This window comes from Viridibacillus sp. NPDC093762 (assembly GCF_050279675.1).
In the GTDB taxonomy this organism is placed as follows: domain Bacteria; phylum Bacillota; class Bacilli; order Bacillales_A; family Planococcaceae; genus Viridibacillus.
On sequence record NZ_JBNNUK010000028.1, the window covers coordinates 1 to 20,504 of the forward strand.

General features: G+C 35.2%; 22 protein-coding genes. 4 read left to right on the top strand and 18 right to left on the bottom strand.

Annotation, left to right across the window (positions count from 1 at the left end):
- Positions 1-3 precede the first annotated feature (3 nt).
- Positions 4-66 (top strand): hypothetical protein, encoded by a 63-nt coding sequence (locus tag ACQKM9_RS20165; protein WP_427417267.1) that lies wholly within the window; start codon positions 4-6, stop codon positions 64-66.
- 637 nt (positions 67-703) lie between these two features.
- Here the strand turns inward: ACQKM9_RS20165 and ACQKM9_RS20170 are convergent.
- Positions 704-853: a hypothetical protein gene (locus ACQKM9_RS20170; RefSeq protein WP_427736213.1), complete on the bottom strand. Its 150-nt coding sequence runs from the start codon at positions 851-853 to the stop codon at positions 704-706.
- Positions 854-966: 113 nt separating this feature from the next.
- Between ACQKM9_RS20170 and ACQKM9_RS20175 the strand changes: the two genes are divergently transcribed.
- The gene (locus ACQKM9_RS20175; RefSeq protein ID WP_427736171.1) at positions 967-1,350 is read left to right on the top strand and encodes a hypothetical protein; all 384 of its coding nucleotides are present in this window, start codon (positions 967-969) and stop codon (positions 1,348-1,350) included.
- Positions 1,351-1,407: 57 nt separating this feature from the next.
- On the opposite strand, the gene ACQKM9_RS20180 is transcribed toward ACQKM9_RS20175, so the two are convergent.
- From ACQKM9_RS20180 to ACQKM9_RS20250, 15 genes are all read right to left on the bottom strand, one after another.
- Positions 1,408-1,857, bottom strand: coding sequence for a YkvA family protein (locus ACQKM9_RS20180; protein WP_427736172.1), 450 nt, complete (start codon positions 1,855-1,857; stop codon positions 1,408-1,410).
- 330 nt (positions 1,858-2,187) lie between these two features.
- Entirely contained in the window at positions 2,188-2,688 is a 501-nt protein-coding gene (locus ACQKM9_RS20185; RefSeq protein ID WP_427736173.1) for a hypothetical protein, read from the bottom strand.
- Between the two features lie 230 nt (positions 2,689-2,918).
- Positions 2,919-3,896 carry a tyrosine-type recombinase/integrase gene (locus ACQKM9_RS20190; RefSeq protein WP_427736174.1) on the bottom strand — a complete coding sequence of 326 codons (978 nt, stop codon included), beginning with the start codon at positions 3,894-3,896 and terminating at the stop codon, positions 2,919-2,921.
- Positions 3,897-4,081: 185 nt separating this feature from the next.
- The gene (gene spo0A / locus ACQKM9_RS20195; RefSeq protein ID WP_427736175.1) at positions 4,082-4,873 is read right to left on the bottom strand and encodes a sporulation transcription factor Spo0A; all 792 of its coding nucleotides are present in this window, start codon (positions 4,871-4,873) and stop codon (positions 4,082-4,084) included.
- A gap of 351 nt (positions 4,874-5,224) precedes the next feature.
- Entirely contained in the window at positions 5,225-6,181 is a 957-nt protein-coding gene (locus ACQKM9_RS20200; RefSeq protein ID WP_427736176.1) for a SpoIVB peptidase S55 domain-containing protein, read from the bottom strand.
- Between the two features lie 178 nt (positions 6,182-6,359).
- Positions 6,360-8,060, bottom strand: coding sequence for a DNA repair protein RecN (gene recN, locus ACQKM9_RS20205; protein WP_427736178.1), 1,701 nt, complete (start codon positions 8,058-8,060; stop codon positions 6,360-6,362).
- A gap of 16 nt (positions 8,061-8,076) precedes the next feature.
- Positions 8,077-8,526 carry a transcriptional regulator AhrC/ArgR gene (gene ahrC / locus ACQKM9_RS20210; RefSeq protein ID WP_427736180.1) on the bottom strand — a complete coding sequence of 150 codons (450 nt, stop codon included), beginning with the start codon at positions 8,524-8,526 and terminating at the stop codon, positions 8,077-8,079.
- Between the two features lie 102 nt (positions 8,527-8,628).
- Entirely contained in the window at positions 8,629-9,450 is an 822-nt protein-coding gene (locus ACQKM9_RS20215) for a TlyA family RNA methyltransferase (RefSeq protein WP_427736181.1), read from the bottom strand.
- Entirely contained in the window at positions 9,450-11,357 is a 1,908-nt protein-coding gene (gene dxs / locus ACQKM9_RS20220; RefSeq protein ID WP_427736182.1) for a 1-deoxy-D-xylulose-5-phosphate synthase, read from the bottom strand. Before dxs ends, ACQKM9_RS20215 begins: the two co-directional genes overlap by 1 nt.
- A gap of 91 nt (positions 11,358-11,448) precedes the next feature.
- Complete coding sequence (locus ACQKM9_RS20225) at positions 11,449-12,333, bottom strand: polyprenyl synthetase family protein (RefSeq protein ID WP_427736183.1); 885 nt, start codon at positions 12,331-12,333, stop codon at positions 11,449-11,451.
- Positions 12,330-12,572 carry an exodeoxyribonuclease VII small subunit gene (locus ACQKM9_RS20230; RefSeq protein ID WP_427736184.1) on the bottom strand — a complete coding sequence of 81 codons (243 nt, stop codon included), beginning with the start codon at positions 12,570-12,572 and terminating at the stop codon, positions 12,330-12,332. Before ACQKM9_RS20230 ends, ACQKM9_RS20225 begins: the two co-directional genes overlap by 4 nt.
- A complete protein-coding gene (gene xseA, locus ACQKM9_RS20235; RefSeq protein ID WP_427736185.1) occupies positions 12,572-13,930 on the bottom strand; it encodes an exodeoxyribonuclease VII large subunit in 1,359 nt (452 codons plus the stop codon). The genes ACQKM9_RS20230 and xseA overlap by 1 nt, the downstream gene beginning before the upstream one ends.
- 98 nt (positions 13,931-14,028) lie before the next feature.
- Positions 14,029-14,901 (bottom strand): bifunctional methylenetetrahydrofolate dehydrogenase/methenyltetrahydrofolate cyclohydrolase FolD, encoded by an 873-nt coding sequence (gene folD, locus ACQKM9_RS20240; protein ID WP_427736186.1) that lies wholly within the window; start codon positions 14,899-14,901, stop codon positions 14,029-14,031.
- A gap of 35 nt (positions 14,902-14,936) precedes the next feature.
- Complete coding sequence (nusB, locus tag ACQKM9_RS20245; RefSeq protein ID WP_038184952.1) at positions 14,937-15,314, bottom strand: transcription antitermination factor NusB; 378 nt, start codon at positions 15,312-15,314, stop codon at positions 14,937-14,939.
- Between the two features lie 281 nt (positions 15,315-15,595).
- Positions 15,596-16,534, bottom strand: a complete 939-nt coding sequence (locus ACQKM9_RS20250) for a Gfo/Idh/MocA family protein (protein WP_427736187.1) — start codon at positions 16,532-16,534, stop codon at positions 15,596-15,598.
- Between the two features lie 267 nt (positions 16,535-16,801).
- Here ACQKM9_RS20250 and ACQKM9_RS20255 point away from each other — a divergent pair, with 267 nt between their 5' ends.
- Complete coding sequence (locus ACQKM9_RS20255; RefSeq protein ID WP_427736188.1) at positions 16,802-17,071, top strand: alpha/beta-type small acid-soluble spore protein; 270 nt, start codon at positions 16,802-16,804, stop codon at positions 17,069-17,071.
- A 307-nt stretch (positions 17,072-17,378) separates the two neighbouring features.
- Here the strand turns inward: ACQKM9_RS20255 and ACQKM9_RS20260 are convergent, their stop codons facing one another.
- Complete coding sequence (locus ACQKM9_RS20260) at positions 17,379-17,933, bottom strand: nucleotidyltransferase family protein (protein ID WP_427736189.1); 555 nt, start codon at positions 17,931-17,933, stop codon at positions 17,379-17,381.
- A 148-nt stretch (positions 17,934-18,081) separates the two neighbouring features.
- Positions 18,082-18,648, bottom strand: a complete 567-nt coding sequence (locus tag ACQKM9_RS20265) for a hypothetical protein (protein WP_427736191.1) — start codon at positions 18,646-18,648, stop codon at positions 18,082-18,084.
- 385 nt (positions 18,649-19,033) lie between these two features.
- Between ACQKM9_RS20265 and ACQKM9_RS20270 the strand changes: the two genes are divergently transcribed.
- On the top strand, positions 19,034-20,224 hold the full coding sequence (locus ACQKM9_RS20270) for an MFS transporter (RefSeq protein WP_427736192.1): 1,191 nt from the start codon (positions 19,034-19,036) through the stop codon (positions 20,222-20,224).
- Positions 20,225-20,504 lie beyond the last annotated feature (280 nt).

Here is a 20,504-nt window from a genome sequence, read left to right on the forward strand (position 1 = left end):
AATATTCGAATTCATGGAACACTGGGCTATTTAACACCGGTGGAATTCAAGCAACAGTCCTTATAAAAGTTGTCCAGTTTTGTGTTGACACACCACATTTACATTATAAAGCCAAGACTTTGATACATTAGCTTCCTTGGAAACAGTATTAAAGTTAATCATTTTGCCCTCTAAGGACATTCTTGATATTACTTTTTCAACAGTTATCTTAGTTTTTTCACTTTTCTCTTTAGCCAATTGAACAAATTTATATGTATTACGTAGTTGTTTACTCAACTTAAAACAATCTAAATCATATACGTCTGCTGAACAAAATCATCGTAACCTTCTGTAGTAAGTGCTTATCTAAAAAAAACTCAACCTCCGATTTCCCAGAAAGTTGAGCGATTATATATGGTGAGTTTAACCCGCGTCCAGAAACTCCAATACTCCAGCTTCTAGGCGTGTAGTTTGTTGTTATATCAACGTTTTACCCACTAGGGAGTATTACATATTTAAGAACTTGGTTCAAAGACCTTACTAAAACCATTGTATATCAATTTGTTATCAAATGGAATCGTTTCGTTAACAACTTCATTTGGTGTGGGTGTATCAGGTCACCTATATATATGAATATACTTTACCTCAATATCGGAACCCTCCCCCTATGCTCTACTCATCTCAAAGTAATAAACAAGATAAACACTTGGCTTATCTCGTTTAATTATTTCAACTCAATAGTTGCTAGTGACTTAGATGGGATGTCATACATTAAGCAGTTTATATTTTTTACTTCGTTGATAATAAACTTTAATATGACTACATCTCTAGGGAAATGAGTAATTGACTTCGACATAAAATGCTTCCGACTTATATATCGTTATTTTTAATTTTCACTTCTTATCACTCGATTTATTTTGTTTATACTCTTTTACTTTTTCCAATAAGATTGATTTAAGCTTTCTTTTGATAACTTCTTCCTTTTTTATGTATTCAAACCTATACTTTTCAACTTCTTCAATACCTTTAGATAAAGAGATAACTAGATTAGTTCAACTGATTAATTATAAATTTGCTGGTAATGACTTTATAATTAATCAGTTATCAAAGAATGAATTAATCAAAGCGTTGGATTTTATAACTAGAGCTTCTTATGAACTAACAAATAGAAAGGGGCTATTTGATAAATCTTCAAAGCATTATATACTAGGTAATTTATACAAAGCCAAAAAAGGGTTAGACTCTCTCTCAAGAAAAGAGTTGTTTGTAGAGAAGAACTTATTTATTTATGCTGAATTTGATATTAGAAAAATGTTTATAGAATTTAAGTTCAAGGTGATTAAATTTATATCTTTCATAGTAAAAGAATGATTTTACACTTTTTGAACAAAAAGAGAGCCCTTATAGCTCTCAATTTCAAAATTACTATCATAATTTATCATCTATATCAGATGTATCAACATCATCTCCAAACCAATCTTTTAACTTATCTTTTGCTTGATTTTTTATATCTTCATCAATGTACATAGCCACTTGAACTAATGCTGCCATAACGAGAGTTAAATCATCTACATAACCTACTCCCAAAGCAACATCTGGAATTAAATCTATTGGAAGTATAAAGTATCCTAATGCCCCCGCTATTGTAGCTTTTACTTTCAAAGGTACCTCGGGTTTCTGCAATGTAAAATAAAGAATTAGAACAGCATATATAACGGAGGAGCCAGCTCTCTTAGAGATCTTTCGGATTTTTCCCCATAACTTATCATCCGAATAATACTTTCTATGTTTTCTAATATCTTTTACTTCTATATTTTCTGCTTCTGCCTTATGAAAATTCCAATTATTAATTTTCACACTTCTCATGTAATTACGCATAAAAAAAGATATAAACATATAATTTATATAACTTCTTTCAAAGAGTTTCGCTTAGGTATGCTACAACTTAAGAGAAAACCCTTTGATTGATTTGTTGTTTTCAAATTAGTGATTCCAATATGTTTATGCTTCACTAGGTTGTTCTCGTATCGCTTCATTTTCCTTTTGGTGTGAGTGTAGTAGGTAGCTTCAACTCTTCATCAATTATCATCAAAATCTCGGAAAAGACCCCCTAGCTGAATCATGCTCTGCAATCATCTTAATCCTACATTTCTATCAATAGGAAAGGAGTAGTTAATAAAACTACTCCCCCATTACACTAACCTATTATTACGTTCTTTTTACATTTGTTGAATAATAGCTTATAAAATTCTCCTCATCCAAGTGATATTTAATTAATAATGCATTTAGTTCGTTATCTAACCACATGTTAGGTGCCTTACAAGATAACTCTTCACAAATCCCTCTCAAATTTATTTTAAGAGATTCCAATTTACTTTGCTCTATTACCACAAACTCTTCATTAGCATATGCATTACTTTCCAAAAATGCACTTCTATGTAGCATAACAGGTTTTAATCGTTCTTCCTCAGCGTATCTTTCTTTATACCATCTAACTGAAGATGACATTTGTTCAGTTTCATCCCTTGAAATATTATTAATACTGTTATTCTTACACTCTATAACTAAATCAAAGTTATCCATTCTCCAAAAGTTATCCGGTCCATCATTTGTTCCCATGTCTGGTTGTGTAGATTCAAAGCCCAAAAATTCACCTAGCTGTTGAACAGCTTTCTCACCTTCTACTATGCTGTATTTAATACCTAGCAACCTCTGTGAGAGGAGTTTCTAATTTCCTAATAGGATTATAACAATTGATTACATTATCTTTAAAACAGCTCAAAACTATAATGTAATTCTTCCTGGTTTTTTACTATCTCCTAATATAACGAGGAAGTTTCAGGAAATAATAAAGCTATACTAATAATGATACTCTTTTGTAAAAAATTTAATTTGATTAACCTGCAAACAATTCCTATTATTTTTGATTTTTCTATGATTTAGATATTTAGATTATTTAATGGTGAATGTCGTTGATACTTCTTCCCAATCTCCTTATCTGTAAAGTCCAAATAAGCCTTCTGTGTCACTTCCACGGACGAATGGCCAAGCAAACGACTTAATGTAACAAAGTCACCGTTCCCTTCAATTAGATAATATTTTGCAAAGTTGTTTCTCAATAAATGTGGAAATACTTCTAATCCAACACTTTTCCCTGCATTTCGTACTGAGAGCTTAAAATTATTAACTTCTAGTTGCGTACCTCTGACAGTTGGGAAAATATAAGGACTATCTGAAAATCTATCTTTATATTGCAACCATCTTCGTAAATCAGTAGACATCTTATGACCAAAAAATACATAACGCTCTTTCCCATTTTTTGTATCCCTTACTAAAATCGATTTAGAACGAAAATCAATATCTTCAGGCTTCAATCCACAGCATTCTCCTGCCCTGATTCCACTATCCAAAATTAAACGACACTGTAACCATGTTCTATATTCATGAAACTTAGTTAAATCAAAAGAATGAAAAAGTAATTTTAATTCATCTGGAGTTAACAATTGTTTTTGTCGACGTTTCGGTTTAATTTTCTCAATCGTATCCATAGGGTTTTCCTTTATCTCACGTTCGCCTTTAAGAAAGTTGAAAAACACTTTGATGTTACGAGTGTAGTTTGCAATGGTTGTATCAGAAATATCTTTCTTATAATCCTCCCTACGATCAGGATAGTTCACTTTCAACCCTTTGTCCGAACTTGCGACAGTATATTTACCTCGCGCTCTCAAATATCGAATGTATAAGCGAATATGTGATGATTTAACTTTGCTTGCATCTGTTATACCTAATTCAACATCTAAATACTTAGCAAATAACCTTAATGTCTGATCATAACTTTTAAGTGTTTTCTTTGATAAATGCTTTGCATCGCAATGCAACATAAATGAATCCAATTGTAAATCGAACTCTTTACGCATAAAAAATACACCTCCTGGTCTAATGAGATATACTCAATAAACCTAGAGATGCATCTTTTATAGGAATATATTTAGTTAATTATTGGTTCAATTAGGTAGTTTATCTGTGAATAATTATGAATAATTTCGAAGTCTGACAACTGATAACTACCTTAAAACCCAGATTTATCAACGTCCTAACCCTTTCAGCTAGCAACCGTTTCAATACGAATTTTATCGGCAATCATGGCGATGAATTCGCTATTAGTTGGTTTGCTCTTTAAGTGATGGACAGTATAACCGAACATTTTCGAAATAGATTCATAGTTTCCTCTATTCCAAGCGACTTCAATGGCATGGCGAATCGCACGTTCAACACGTGATGACGTTGTATCGAATTTTTTCGCTATATCTGGATATAAAATCTTCGTAATAGAACCAAGTAATTCAACATCCATATATACCATTTGAATAGCTTCACGTAAGTATGCGTACCCTTTAATATGAGCTGGCACACCGATTTCTTTTATAATACCTGTAATCGTTGCATCAAGTTGACGTTGATCCATTTGCTGTGGCTGTGAGCTTTGCAAAACACTTACACGTTTTGTTTTTTCTGTTTTATGGCCCGCACATTGTAAAATTTTCGAAACAAGACGATCAAATTCAAAAGGTTTTAACATGAAGTACGATGCTCCTAAGTCCACTGCTTGTTTCATTACATCTTCTTGGCCAAATGCCGTTAGCATAATCACTTGAACATCATTATAAATTTCGTTTTCATGCATAACTTCCAAAACCGCTAAACCATCCAGGTGAGGCATGATAATATCTAATAATAGAACATCTGGTACTTGTTCCTCTAACATTTTCAAACAAAGTTTGCCGTTAGGGGCCGTTCCGATGACTTCAATTTCTGGGCTATTTTGTAGATACATCTCTAATGTACGAACTAGTTCCCGATTATCATCTGCAATTGCAACTTTTACTTTTCGCATTATTATTTTCCTCCTTTGTGCTTGCGCTTCCGTTAAACACGATCAAAACCGACAAGACGAATTAAAGTAAACTCGTTTTTGATACAAAGTGGATAATTCGACTTTTTTGCAAGAATACCTTTTATTCTTAAAAAAATAAGTATGTAGACATAGAGATACTATGTATTTCGACAGTATTCATTCATTATAAACAATTTGTCGATTATTTGTCACTTTTATTGTAACAAAAGTAACAGAGAAAAAGAATGCTTTTTATCACATATTCTTTCCAATACAAACATTTTCAGAAAAAAGCTGCACCAACTTCTTAGGTGCAGCGTAAGTTTAATGGATATATAAAAACACATTCCTTTAAGCTGGTTGCTTTTTCAACATCTCTGTTAGAGGAATAGCTGCTCCCTTTTCGGGACTTTCTATATACATATGTGTGACAGCTCCTACAAATCGGCCGTTTTGTATAATTGGGCTTCCGCTCATACCTTGTAAAATGCCTCCGGTTTTCTGTTTCAACTGCGCATCTGTCACTTCAAATTGCAATGTTTTGTCATCTACTTTGGTAATTTTAACATCAAATGCCTCTACTTTTTTCCCTTCAATAGTCGTAAGCAACTGTGCCTTACCAACTCTAATTTCAGAAGGTTGCATGATTTCCATAGGTTTAGGTAAACCTTGTTCTAAAGTATTCGACCATTTTCCAAATATACCGTACACATTATTTTCGGCAATACTTCCTAACTGTCCAGCATTATGTTCAATTGATGAAATTTTATAACCTGGTTCTCCAGGTACACTCTTTTTTATTTGTTCGATGGATGCATAGAAAATGGATCCGGACGAAAAGTTAGGTGGTGCTGAAACAACTGAGTCGATAATTTGATGACCTAATGCTCCATATTCCTTTGTTTCTGGGTCAATAAAGGTTAATGTACCAATACCGTCAGTCTGATCTCTAAAGAAAGATAACATCGGTTCAAGCTCTTCCTTCATGATCTTAATATGTTGAGTTTTATGCTGACGTCTTAGCTTCACATCCATTAATTTACCTGAAGAACTGACAAATAGGGATTTAACTTCTTCAAGTGTTTTAACTTGTTGAGAATTGATGGCCTGAATAGTATCTCCCGCTTTCAGCCAAATGCCGTTCTTAAGGAGAACATCATTTGTTAAATAGACATTTTGAAGCTGAAGTTCTACACCTATTGAATGTCCCATCGGAATTAAGCTTTTGGCAGAAACACCAAATGGTAGTAGCAAAATGGCAAATAATAATGCGACAAACTGCATGACATAACGCATTTGATTTTTCATTTTTCACCTCCTCATCGTCCTTTTACTATGGCTTTGTTTTAGCATGTTATGTACGGTAAATATTTGAGTTGAATTGGATGATTGGAGAAGGTGGAAGGTTTTACATTTAAGTTTTAAAAAAAACAATACATACGTAAAAAACTGCCCGCCCAATTGGCTGGGACAGACAGTTTCTTAATTAAATAGTCATTGCTTTTTTACGGCCGTTAGCTATTTCTACCAATTCTTTTGCATGTTGGAATGTTAATTCCGTCACTTCAGCGCCAGACATCATTCGGCTAATTTCATCGATTCGCGCATTATCGAAAATTTCAGTGAGTGATGTCACTGTTCGATGTGCTTCCTCTTGTTTCTTAATATAATAATGATGATCAGCCATCGCTGCAACTTGTGGTAAGTGTGAAATACAAAGCACTTGTGAATGCATCGAAATAGCTGAAATTTTTTCAGCAATTGCCTGAGCTACACGTCCGCTGACGCCTGTATCTACTTCATCAAAAATAATTGATGTAATACCATTTGTTGAAGAGAAAATGGTTTTTAAGGCTAGCATCATACGAGATAATTCCCCACCTGAAGCAATTTTTGTTAAAGGCTTCGGTGGTTCGCCAACATTTGTTGCAATATAGAATACAATGCGATCTAACCCATTATGATCGAATTGATCTGCAGCTATGGGTTCAAAATGCACACTAAAGTCTGCTTTTTCCATATATAAAGCTCGTAGTTGTTGCATAATGGCATCGCTTAGTTTACGACCGGCTTTTTTTCGAACTGCTGTTAATTTCTCTGCTGTTTGCAGTAATTTTTCTTTCAGTTCATTTAATTGTTGTTCGTTTTTTTGCATATTTTCGTCGCGATTGATAAGAGATTCCAGTTCTTCTCCAATTTTTTCACGATAAGTTAGTATGTCCTCAAGTGTAGCACCGTATTTACGCTTCATCGATTGGATTAAAGCTAAACGTTGCTCTACTTCGTTCAAACGCTCTGGGTTGAATTCTAGGTCATCTAATATGTTTTTTATTTGAAATGCTGCTTCTTGTAAAGAATAAAAGGCAGCTGACACATTGTCTGAATGCTCTCTAAAATCTTGATCTAATAAAGCAACTTCTTCTAAATCGCTCATAGCTTGTCCAATCCAATCGAGTCCTCTAGATTCACCCAGAATGGCTTCGTGTGCCGTATTAGATCGTTCATAGATCTTGTTGAAGTTCATCAGCCTACGACGTTCTTCAGCTAGTTCCTCTTCTTCTCCTGCTCGAAATTGGCAAGCGTCAATTTCTTTAATTTGAAATGAAAAAAGATCAATTTTTTGAGCTACTTGCTGTTCACCAAGTGAAATTGCAGCAAGTTCCTTTTTCAATTCACGATAAGCTAAGTATTCCTCACTATAACGTTCTTTTAATGGATTAATGTCTGCACCTGCAAACTGATCCAACAAGGAGATATGTCTCTTATCATCCATTAATTCTTGGCTTTCATGCTGGCCGTGAACATCGATTAATGTTGCGCCTATTTCACGCAATAGAGAAAGTGGAACAAGTTTTCCATTAACACGACAAACGCTTTTCCCATTGTCATTTAAATCACGGCGTAAAATAACCATTCCCTCTTCAATTTCAATCCCAGCTTCAGCACATTTTTGATACGCAGAGTGGTTTTCAGAAGAAATCGCAAAGAGTCCTTCAAGCTCGGCTTTTTTAGCACCGTGACGGATAAATTCCTGAGAACCTCGGCCACCAGCTAATAGCTGTACCGCATCAATAATAATTGATTTTCCGGCACCTGTTTCACCTGTTAAAACCGTTAATCCTTCAACAAAACCTACTGTTAAGTCTTCAATAATTGCAAAATTTTTAATCGATAGTTCTCGTAACAAGACAACTCACCTCGGATTACAACATTTCAAGTAAGCGATTTTTTACTGATTCGCGTTGAGATTCTTCACGACATAAAATCATAATCGTGTCGTCTCCACAAATAGTACCTAATATTTCAGTCCAATCTAAACGGTCCAGTAATGATCCAATTGCATGTGCATTTCCTGGTAAAGTCTTCATCACTAAGAAGTGACTAGCACCATCAATGCTTACAAACGCATCTGCTAACGCACGATGTAGCTTTTGAATTGGATTGAAGCGTTGATCTGCTGGCAAACTGTACTTATAACGACCATCTTGTAGAGGTACTTTGATTAAATGTAATTCTTTAATATCTCTAGAGATTGTCGCTTGCGTTACATGATATCCTGCTTCTTTTAGTAAATCGACCAAATCATCCTGTGTTTCAATATCATTATTAGCGATCATGTCGCGGATTCGAATATGGCGTTGGCTTTTATTCAATTTTTTCACCTCTATGAATAATTATGCTCTTCTTTTTATAACCGTAACATCGATTATGTTAAATCACAAGAAAAAAAACACGACCCAAAAGAATGGGCCGCGTCATTTTAGTTGTTGATGTGCCTCACTCACCAAGGTATTGAAGTCTGTAAATGATTGCAGCTCTTCTTCTTGGTGTGGGTTGTACAGATGGAATAGAAACTCAATATTCCCTTCTCCGCCTGTAATTGGAGAATAGGAAGCATCTTTTACCACAAATCCAACTGATTCAGCGAATGTTGCAATAGATTCTAATACTTCTAAATGTATTTTCGGTTCACGAACGACACCTTTTTTACCAACTTTGTCTTTCCCTGCTTCAAACTGAGGTTTCACTAGCGCAATAACATCTCCACCTGGTACTAACAACGTTTTTAACACAGGTAAAATCAGTTTTAAAGAGATGAAGGATACATCGATTGTTGCGAATTCAGGTAAACCTTCTCCCAAGTCAGGTGCTGTAACATAACGGAAATTTGTACGTTCCATTACAGTTACACGTTCGTCTTGACGGATTTTCCATGCAAGCTGATTGTAGCCTACATCAAGTGCGTAGCAATGCTTCGCACCATTTTGTAGGGCACAGTCCGTAAAACCACCAGTAGATGAACCGATATCTAACATTAATTTATCTTGTACAGCAACATCAAAAATATCTAATGCTTTTTCTAGTTTTAATCCTCCACGACTTACATAGCGTAGTTGCGACCCCTTAATAGTAAGCTCAGAATCAACAGGTATTTTCTCACCCGGTTTATCTAGTCTTACTTCATTTGAGTACACTTGCCCTGCCATGATCGTACGTTTTGCTTTTTCGCGTGTTTCACAAAGTCCTCTTTCAACAAGAAGGATATCGACACGCTCTTTTTGTATTTTTGTTGTCATTATGCATTTAAACCTGCTTGCTCTTTATTGTCTTTATTTACTAATTGTTGAATGCGTAATACAGTTTCTTCAGCAGTTAAGTTAATTTCTTGAAGTAACAAATCAACACTACCATGTTCAATGAACATATCAGGAATACCGATACGATCAATTTGTGTTGTCGAATAATGATTGTCATTCGCAAATTCTAACACTGCACTACCAAATCCGCCTTGCAATACGCCTTCTTCAATCGTAAGGATTGGCTTTTTACTTTGCATTAAACCATGTAACATTACCTCATCCATTGGTTTGATAAAGCGAGCATTGACGATTTCAACTTGTATACCTTGATCTGCTAATACTTCAGCTGCTTCTTGTGCCATTGGTATAGTCGTACCGAATGTTAATATTGTTGCATCTTTGCCTTCACGAAGTACTTCCCAACTACCGATTGGTAGAGCTTTAAGCTCTGTGTCCATAGGTACTCCTAAGCCATTACCACGCGGGTAACGAAGAGCGATTGGGCCTTCATTGTAGTCAATAGCTGTTTTCACCATATGTTGGCCTTCATTTTCGTCTTTTGGCATCATAATTACCATGTTCGGCATATGACGTAAAAAGGCAATATCAAAGACACCTTGATGCGTTTCACCATCAGCACCAACTAAACCAGCACGGTCAATTCCGATAAACACATTCAAGTTTTGACGACAAATATCATGTAATACTTGGTCATAAGCGCGTTGAAGGAATGTCGAGTAAATAGCTAAAAACGGCTTTGTACCATCTGCTGCCATACCTGCTGCCATAGTAGCTGCATGTTGCTCAGCGATACCAACATCAAACATACGATTAGGGAATTCACTGGCAAAGCCTTCTAATTTTGAACCAACTGGCATAGCAGGTGTGATTGCTACGATTCGTTCATCGACGCGGGCCAATTTACGAACTGTTTCTGCAATTAGGCTAGACCATCCTGGAGCAGTTGTTTTTGGTTTTACAAGATCGCCTGTTTCCATTTTATAAGGTCCGGTACCATGCCAAGTTCCAACTGTATCGTTTTCAGCTGGCAAGTAGCCTTTCCCTTTTTTCGTAATAACATGGATTAAAACAGGACCTTGCATTCTTTTCGCATTTTGTAATGTTTCTTCTAAAGTCTCAAAATCATGACCATCGATTGGGCCAAGGTAAGTGAAACCTAGTTCCTCGAAGAATACACCTGACACGAGTAAATATTTTAAGCTATCTTTTACTCGTTCTGCTGTCGATGCTAATTTACCACCAACAGCAGGGATTTTTTTCAATAGCTGTTCTAACTCATCTTTTGCTTTGTTGTAGTTATTCGCTGTACGTAAGCGTCCTAAAACATTATGCAATGCACCTACATTCGGGGCAATTGACATCTCATTATCATTTAAAATAACAATCATGTTTGTTTTTTCATGACCAATATGATTTAGAGCCTCTAAAGCCATACCGCCTGTTAAAGCACCGTCCCCAATAATAGGTACAACAAAGTTTTTATCGCCTTTAATATCTCGTGCTGCTGCCATACCCATTGCTGCTGAAAGAGATGTTGAGCTATGTCCTGTTTCCCATACATCATGTTCACTTTCAATGCGTTTTGGGAAACCACACAACCCTTTATATTGACGTAGCGTATCGAATTGATCTGCACGGCCTGTTAAAATCTTGTGGACATATGCTTGATGTCCTACATCCCAAATAAACTTATCTTGTGGACTATTAAAAGCTCGATGCAAAGCAATAGTTAACTCAACTACACCAAGATTCGGTCCAATATGACCACCCGTTACAGATAGCTTTTGGATTAAAAATTTTCGAACATCTTCACTTAAATCTTGAAGTTGTTTCGTATTCAATTCTTTCAAAAAGGATGGACTAGATATTTTGTTTAAATCCATCGCCATCACACACCTTTTCATTAAAATATTCATCGCACAATGTTTCACCTATTATAACAGTGTTAATCAATTGTACAAACTAAAACGGCCATTACTTGTTACGATGAACAATATAATCAGCTAAGTCTTTTAGTAGACTGCTTTCCGAAGGCAGTTTTTCAAGCGCTTGTATAGCAAGATTGTAATGATCTTGCAACTTTTCTTTAGCGCCTACTAATGTAAGGAGTGCGGGGTATGTGCTTTTATCGCTTGCAACATCTTTACCGGCTGTTTTCCCTAATTGTTCTGTTGTACCTTCAATGTCTAAAATATCGTCTTGAATTTGGAAAGCAAGACCGATATGATGCGCATATTCCACTAAGATTGTACGTTCTGCTTCTGTGGCATTCGCAATAATGGCACCTGACTCAATACTAAAACGAAGAAGGGCTCCTGTTTTGTTGACATGTACTTTTTCTAATTCTGCCAATGTTAATTGTTTTGTTTCGCCTTCAATATCTAGGATTTGTCCTCCAACCATACCTTCAGCTCCAGCTGCTTCACTGATTTTATCTATTAATAATAAACGTGAAACAGGTGGAATTTGTTGCATTCGAGCAAGGATTCCAAATGCAAGTGTATTAAGTGCATCTCCTGCTAGTGTGGCAAATGCATCACCATACACTTTATGGTTTGTTAATTTGCCTCTGCGGTAATCATCATTGTCCATGCTTGGTAAATCGTCATGAATTAGTGAATACGTATGAATCATTTCAATGACAGCAGCTACCGTAAATCCATCATCATTGCGAACATTGAAATGGTCCATAACTGCAAGCACAAAAAGTGGTCTTACTCTTTTACCGCCTGCGTTTAATGAATACAACATAGATTCTTTTAAAACTGCTGGCGCTTCAATATTCTCAACGAGCTCTTGCATACGTTTTTCGACTGTTGGAATATTGTTTGCCATAAATTCTTTTAGAAGCTCAGTCATTTACTTTGTCCCTCTTCCCCTGTTGGATTAAAAGGCTTTTCTTTGCCATTGTCATCCATAATCGAGATCAGTTGCTGCTCTGCATTTTGTAATTGATCGTGACAAAACTGGGATAATTTCATCCCTTTTTTATATAAATCTATTGCATCTTCTAAAGGAACTTCACCTTGTTCTAGTTGATGAACGATTTCTTCTAATTCTTCAATTGATTTTGCAAAAGATTGTTTCTTTTCGGCCATTATTCTTCTCCCCTCGCTTTCATTGTTATGGACGTAATTTTAGCATTCGCCTGACCATCTGGAAAATGAATAGTCAAATTTTGTTTCTCTTCTATATGTTGTACTGATTTTACAACTTTTCCGTCTTGATAAACAATGCTATATCCACGGTTCATGATTGTTAAAGGATTTAATGCTTCTAAAGTACGAATGATGGACCTAAACGCATTTTGTTGCTTATTGATTGATTGCACAACATTTTTATCAAGCTCTGTGCACAATCTCGCTACATGGTGCTGTTTATATCTCACTTCTTGAAGAGGAGTATTCATTTGTACACGATTTGCTAATTGTTGTAATACTGCCTGCTTGTCTTTGATATAACTAGTCATTTGTGCTTGTATTTGTTCATCTGTACGACTTAACTTCTCGACAAACGGACGAAATAGTCGGTCTGGATATGCAATCGGATAGGATTTCTGTAACCGCTCTAATTGACTTTTTTCATGCCGAATTCGAGATTGTGTTAGTTGAAATAGTTGGGATCTACGCGTCAATAAATGTTTCATTAAATCTTCGCTATTCGGTACAGCTTTTTTCGCTGCGGCTGTAGGTGTTGCTGCCCGCCAGTCCGAAACATGGTCTGCTATCGTAGTATCTGTCTCATGTCCGACACCACTAATAACAGGTATGTCACTTTCAAAAATAGCTCTAGCAACAATTTCTTCATTGAACGCCCAAAGGTCCTCAATTGAACCTCCACCACGTCCTACAATTAAAACATCGATTTCGTCCATAAGGTTTGCTTGCTGTATTGCTTTTACAATACTAGGAGCTGCTTGTTCTCCTTGCACGAGTGCAGGGAAGATCACAACATCGGCTAGAGCATAATGTTGTGTAATCGTTGTACAGATATCTCGTATGGCTGCTCCAGTTGGTGCTGTTACAACACCAATTTTGCGTGGGAATGTTGGTATCTCTTTTTTATGTCTTTCATCAAACAAGCCTTCTTTTAGAAGTTTTGCTTGTAATTGTTCAAAGGCGATATGTAAACTGCCTACACCGTCTGGTTCCATTGATACTGCATATAGCTGATAACGTCCACTACCTTCATAGACATTAACATCTCCACGTATAAAAACCTTCATGCCATTTTCTGGAACAAATTTCAATCGATTCGCACTCTTGGCAAACATTACTGCTGCAATTTGTGTTTTTTCATCTTTCAATGTGAAATAGATATGGCCAGAACCTGTATGTTTTTTAACATTTGATAGCTCTCCTTTTACAAATACATCACGTAAATGAGGATCGGCATCAAATTTCTTTTTAATATATTTTGTTAGAGCTTGGACAGATAAATAAGGTGTACTTGTCAAAAGTCTCAGACTCCTTATCCGAACATTTTAGCAGAAATTTAATTTCATAAAAAAAGCTGTCTTTCATCAGAAAAACAGCTTCTGCGTTACTATTTTACCTATTTTGAGCTCATTTGTCTTGAATAAACCTTCTTTTTCGCTGATTGCAATGTATTAAATAGCAGCATTGTAATCGTCATTGGGCCAACACCTTTAGGTACAGGTGTGATTGCTGATACTTTATCAATCACTGAATCAAAATCAACATCGCCGCAAAGTTTATTGTTTTCGTCGCGGTTAATACCTACATCAATGACTACAGCGCCTTCTTTTACATGCTCAGCACCAATCATTTTTGCACGGCCTGTTGCTACTACTAAAATATCAGCTTGTGTTGTCATGGCAGCTAAATCAGGAGTTTTTGAGTGACAATAAGTCACTGTTGCGTCTTTTTGTAATAATAGTTGTCCCATTGGCACACCTACAATATGGCTACGTCCAATGATAACAGCGTGTTTACCTGCTACATCAATATTCGCATATTCTAATAACTTCATCACACCAAAAGGCGTACAAGGTAAATATGTTGGTTGACCCAGCATCATTTTCCCTACGCTTTCTGGATGGAAACCATCTACATCCTTCTCAGGAGAAATAGCCGCGATAACGTTTTGTTCATCAATGTGTTTTGGAAGTGGTAATTGTACTAAAATGCCATCAATTGCAGGATCAGCATTTAGTTTGTCAATTTCGCTTAATAATGTTTCTTCTGAAATTTCTGCTGATAATTCGATAAGTTCTGAGTAAATACCCATTTGTTCGCATGATTTCTGTTTGTTTGAAACGTATGTTTTAGAAGCAGGATTATCTCCTACTAATATAACTGCTAGTCCTGGTGAAATACCTTGTTCTTTTAAATCATTCACTTCTTGTTGAATAGATTGTCGAATCAAATCTCCAATTTCTTTACCATTAATTAGCTTACCTGACATTATTAATAACACTCCCAAATTTAACTTAGAATTTATTATTTAGCGTATTTTGATAATACGCCATTTACGAAGCGGCTAGATTTCTCATCACCATATGTTTTACTTAACTCAATTGCTTCGTTTAATACGACATTCTTAGGTGTTTCTGGTGTATATAAAATTTCATAAACCGCTAAACGTAAAATTGTACGTTCAATTTTCGCTAAGCGAGGTAATGACCAATTTTCTAATTTTTCAACTAATGACTTATCGATTTCTTCCATGTGTAAAACAGTACCTTGTACTATTTGTTCGAAGAATGGCGAACTCTCTTCACCTACGATATGTTCAATTGCTTCTGTAACTGTTAATTCTGTATTTTCTAGTTGAAAAAGTACTTGTATCGCTTTTTCACGCGCTTCTCGTCGCTTCATTTATTTAGTTCTCCTTTATACTACTACATTGGGGATATTCTGACATATTACCTATATAAAACAGGATTAAAATGTTCAAAACAAACCCGAAATGTGAAGTGTTTCATTAAATATGCATGTAGCATTATCTTATCACATTTTTCGATTCAATTCATCGATTCCTTTAACTTTTAAATAGTCAGAAAAAGCACCACTTCATATGAAGTGATGCTTTTCTTAATGTTCTATAGCAATTTCATCAAAAGAAAATAGTATATTTTCTTTACTTTTTAATCGCGTCCCTATTTTAACAGCTGATCAATCCACTCTTGCACTTTTAAACCTTCTTCAAACGAAACAATAAGGGAATCCTTACCGATCATCGAATTATGACACGCCTCCATAAGACTTTCAGGCTGAGTGTCTGGAATAAATAATACTTCTTCCCGATCTATTTCACTAACCCATAGTTCTGACCAATTGCGAAGCGTTATCACTTTTTTTGTACCATAAACCTTATATTCTAGACGTTCTTCTTGCCCAATCCCTGACAGGCTATTCAATACAATTGGTATGCCACTTTCTGTTTTAGCTAAGGCAGTCACACCCGTTTCGCACAAATTCAGATTTTCTGGATATGTCGTCTCGTGTGAAATAATCTTAAAATCACCGAATAGATAATGCGTAAGTTGAAAATAATGCGGAAATATCTCTCTTATGAAGCCTCCTTGCTCTCTTGAGGCAATCCACGGATTTTGTTGCCATTTCCTTGGCCAATGTGGGAAGTATGTATGCAATTCAATACGAACAATATCGCCAAATGAAGCTGTATTTATCGCTTCTTTAAGACTATGTATAGCCGGACTGTACATTAACGGGAAATGCATTGCTGTTTTGACATTTGCTTCAGCTGCTGCTTTTACCATTCTCACGCTATCATGTGCATCGTGAGCAAGAGGCTTTTCAGAAAGAATATTCAAACCATGTTTAGCTATTTGTTCTGCCAGAGGAGCATGACTTACAGGAGGCGTCCCGATATAAACCCAGTTTGGATTTAATTGAAAAAGCTCGTCTAATGTTTCTGCAACTGGAAGTTGATATTTTGTTGAAATTTCTTCTAGTCTTGATTTATTTTCATCGAATACAGACACGATTTCACAATGAGGATGAGACAAAATTTGATTAATGATTCGCTCCCCTACAACTCCAGTACCGATTAATGCAAAAGTAGTTTTTGACATAACGCACTCTCCTTCTTAGGTATTAATATATTTTTTTCTTCCTATTAAAGTCATTCTTTTCAAAATGAAAATAATGGCTTTATAAATAGTTAATCATATTGATAGTATAATGAATAGTCTTTGGACCCATTTGATAGAATTGGATAGCTAAAATATTTCTGCCCAAATCACTTTTCACTCCCTCTAGTTCTATTTCAACACAAAATACACTCATATGAGTAATATTTCACTAACGGGAAAGACTATTCTACAAAGGAGTGAAGAAAAGTGGCGAAAAAGAAAATATTAGTTCCAGACGCTCGCGTAGAATTAGACAATTTAAAATCTCGAGTTATGAAAGACATGGGTTATGTTGTAGATAGCAACAATCCTCATAATGTAAAATACGAAATTGCAAATGAATTAAATATCCCACTGAATAAGGGGTATAACGGAAAACTCACTTCTGAAGAGGCAGGAAAAATAGGTGGACCGATTGGCGGCAATATGGTTAAAGAATTGGTAAGATTGGCACAAGAACAATTACAAAAAAAATGAAATAGCTACTGATCCTTCTTTAGTAGTTGAGAAAAACATCAGCCATTGGTAAACCTCTTAGACAAAGAACTCATGACGTTGACTAATATACCTCTAATATAAAGGTTCCAAAGAAAAACGTATTATTTTTCTTTGGAACCTTTCATTTGCTCTGTTTAGAAGAGTTTGATCATTTTAATGAGCCTTATTGAACAAACGCAATACACTATAATCTAATTATCATAAAATACAGGAATGCTGTCACGATAGTAGGATAAAAAAGGTACTTTCCCTAAGATGAACTTGCTCACTTAGCTGAAGAATAACATTAAACTTCTATAGATAAATCTATCCAAATTGTATCCCATTTTTTATCCTGCATACGTTCAGTATATATTGAACTTAACTCGCTTTTATTTTGATAGTATGGAGTAGGTTTAACAATCTTTTCAAATAAATCCTCTAGTCCATATGGAGCCATTATTTTAAGTTCACTATGACAGATTTTCACAGCTATTGCAGTTGGTATTTCTGTAAAATGAGCAACCCCATCAAAAGAAGAATTATAAGGTAGAAATCCATTTTTCATATGCATTCTTGCTTGATTTTTTACTGACCAAGGCTGGTTAGGTACTAAAATTCCTAATTTTTTTTCTAAATTTTTTTCTGTTTCCCACGATGTATCCGTGCTATCAAAATATATAACATCAATGTCATTTATTGGTGTATTAATGTTATGTAAAACGTCCCATACTTTATTTCTAATGAGTCCCGCAGAAATCCAAGCATCATTTAAATTCAACTGTTCAACAGCTTTTAATAAAGATATTATGTAATCGTCATTTTTTACAATTTCTTTCAACTGATTTTCGTAATTAGTCACTTTAATTCTCCTTTAGACTTACTTTTTTTAACATTATACCGCAAAAATTTTTGTGGATTTAGCTTTATAAATTATAAACAACATATTCAACTATCCTGACCCGTTAGTTGAATAAAAAAAAGAGCTGTCTGAACAGCTCAAAGATCATTCAATCTGGAAATTCTTGGAGTAATACTTCCAAGAATTTCTCGGCTTTTCCATTAGGGTTTCCATTTTTCGTTGCTTCTTCTGAAAACCAAGAATATTCTAAATCATGAATAATTATGGGTATTTCTCTTTTGAAAGTATTAATAATAACTTTATTGTCGTGTAATCTTTTTGCTACATTAGAAACTATCTGTAATAGCTCATAATATCCGTTTGGTCCTTTTCCTATGTAATTATAATCTTCATCATACATTAATGTTTCGTCTTCATACCCAATTTCTTTTATGCCATTTTCCTTAAACCATTGTAATAAAATGTTTGTTGATTCTTCATCGCCAATAATTTCATTTTCATCTTGTCTCCAATAGGCGTAATTCCATCTCTGCTCACTGAGCTGTGAACTATACTCACAGTCTTCCTCAGTATTATAACTGATTACAAAAATAGGGATATTATCTGAAGCTTCATTTGTATATACAAAAAAAGATAATGCATATATTCCTTCCTCATTCCAACTTTCAATAATCGGTTGTATCTTTTTGTACAGATATTCTGTTAAGTTTACCAAAGTAGTCCTCCTACGAAAGTAGTTAATCTATAATCCAGTTTATCAAATAATTGTGCATTTGTATTATTCTTGACTTTTTTACTATTCTAAAACTTTAGTTGAATAAGAAAAAAGAGCCGTCTGTTACGGTTCACCGTATTATAACTAAATGAGGTTTTTACATACTAATTTTCTTAATACCTACTACTACCATTAGCAATATCAAGAGAAATGTTCTTTCTTAAATAGTTTTCTGCTAACTCCCTTTCCATTGTTGATTCTGGTAATTCATTAACCTATTTTTAATAAGAAAGTGTTATTCTTGCAAAAATATTTTATGGTATGATATTTAGGTCATTTATCTACTATGTGACAAATTTACATTCATCTAAGAGAAGAGGTACTTATGCACCACACAAAATTATCCAAGAGACATTGGTTGCTCATCTTTACACTTTCTTTATTAACATTTGTTCTAGGGACAAGCGAATTTGTTATTGTCGGAATCTTAACCGATATTTCCTCGAGCCTTCATATAACAAATGCAAAAGCAGGCACACTCGTTTCTGCGTTTGCAATTACGTTTGCCATCGCCACACCACTAGTGATGTCAGCGACAAGTCATTTTCCAAAGCGTAAATGGATGTTGTTTTTGATAGGATCTTTCATCGTCCTGAATGCTTTATGTGTAATCTCGACGAGCTACATCATGCTCCTTGCACTTCGAATTATGACAGCGATTGTAACAGGAGTATTAATCTCTCTTGCCATGATTGTTGCAAGTGAAACTATGCCGATTAATAAACGCGGACTTGCTATATCATTCGTTTTCGGTGGTTTCACACTTGCTAATGTCGTTGGAGTACCAATGGGTATTGTCATCGCCGAATCTTACGGCTGGAATGCCACTTTTATATTAACTACTTCCCTAGGAGGATTGGCTTTTTTGGCATCCTTTTTTGTCTTACCTAATGGACTCAGCCAAATACGCAGTTCGATACGGGATCAGTTTTCTTTAATGACCAATCCAAGAATTTTGATGGCTTTTTTCATTCCTGCTCTCGGATTTGGCGCAACTTATGCCGTCTTTACGTACCTTGTTCCTATCTTAAAGGGAATGGAAGTACCAAATCATTCAATTAGTTTAGTCTTATTTGGGTACGGATTTATCTCGATTTTCAGCAACATCCTTGCCGGTAAAATTGCCAGCCACAATGCCATCGGTCGCCTTCGGTTTGTTTTTCTCGTGCAGGCAGTTGTTCTGACAAGTTTATTTTGGACTACAAACCATTTTATTTTAGGACTAGCAAACATTGGATTGATGTCGTTAATGGCCATCCTCTTAACAACATCTACTCAGCTTTATTTAATAGACCTCGCTGGAATTTATCAGCCAAAAGCAACAGGACTCGCTGCATCACTTATGCCAGTGGCAAGCAACGTAGGTATCGCTTTTGGTTCTGCATTAGGCGGAATTGTATACCATCAAGGGAATTTAATGAATGTAACATGGGTCGGTGGGATAGTTGCAGTCTGTGCGAGTCTCCTAACTTTCTATAGTCATCTTTTAGATCAAAAACAAAAGAAATCAGCATAAAAGGGAAGCAACAAACGCTTAGCATGCTTCCTATGGTATCTCCAAAAGAACCAAAATATTTCCATGCCATCATTAATGATTTTACAGTAATCCCTTTATATAAAATTTAAAAAAGAAGTATCAAGGACGGTTAGTTGTTCTTTGATACTTCTTTGATACTTCTTTGATACTTCTTTAATATATACTGCTTACTTTGATTCGGTATTTTAAATTTACAGTAACTATTCTATACTTTGGAGTTAGTATAGATGTATGGACACATTGAAGTTAAGTCCTTATC

Coding starts and splice junctions, on each gene's coding strand:
- ACQKM9_RS20175 (WP_427736171.1), top strand. CDS start 967: ATGTATTCAAACCTATACTTTTCAACTTCTTCAATACCTTTAGATAAA.
- ACQKM9_RS20180 (WP_427736172.1), bottom strand. CDS start 1,857: ATGCGTAATTACATGAGAAGTGTGAAAATTAATAATTGGAATTTTCAT.
- ACQKM9_RS20190 (WP_427736174.1), bottom strand. CDS start 3,896: ATGCGTAAAGAGTTCGATTTACAATTGGATTCATTTATGTTGCATTGC.
- spo0A (WP_427736175.1), bottom strand. CDS start 4,873: ATGCGAAAAGTAAAAGTTGCAATTGCAGATGATAATCGGGAACTAGTT.
- ACQKM9_RS20200 (WP_427736176.1), bottom strand. CDS start 6,181: ATGAAAAATCAAATGCGTTATGTCATGCAGTTTGTCGCATTATTATTT.
- ACQKM9_RS20215 (WP_427736181.1), bottom strand. CDS start 9,450: ATGACAACAAAAATACAAAAAGAGCGTGTCGATATCCTTCTTGTTGAA.
- dxs (WP_427736182.1), bottom strand. CDS start 11,357: ATGGATTTAAACAAAATATCTAGTCCATCCTTTTTGAAAGAATTGAAT.
- ACQKM9_RS20225 (WP_427736183.1), bottom strand. CDS start 12,333: ATGACTGAGCTTCTAAAAGAATTTATGGCAAACAATATTCCAACAGTC.
- ACQKM9_RS20230 (WP_427736184.1), bottom strand. CDS start 12,572: ATGGCCGAAAAGAAACAATCTTTTGCAAAATCAATTGAAGAATTAGAA.
- folD (WP_427736186.1), bottom strand. CDS start 14,901: ATGTCAGGTAAGCTAATTAATGGTAAAGAAATTGGAGATTTGATTCGA.
- nusB (WP_038184952.1), bottom strand. CDS start 15,314: ATGAAGCGACGAGAAGCGCGTGAAAAAGCGATACAAGTACTTTTTCAA.
- ACQKM9_RS20250 (WP_427736187.1), bottom strand. CDS start 16,534: ATGTCAAAAACTACTTTTGCATTAATCGGTACTGGAGTTGTAGGGGAG.
- ACQKM9_RS20270 (WP_427736192.1), top strand. CDS start 19,034: ATGCACCACACAAAATTATCCAAGAGACATTGGTTGCTCATCTTTACA.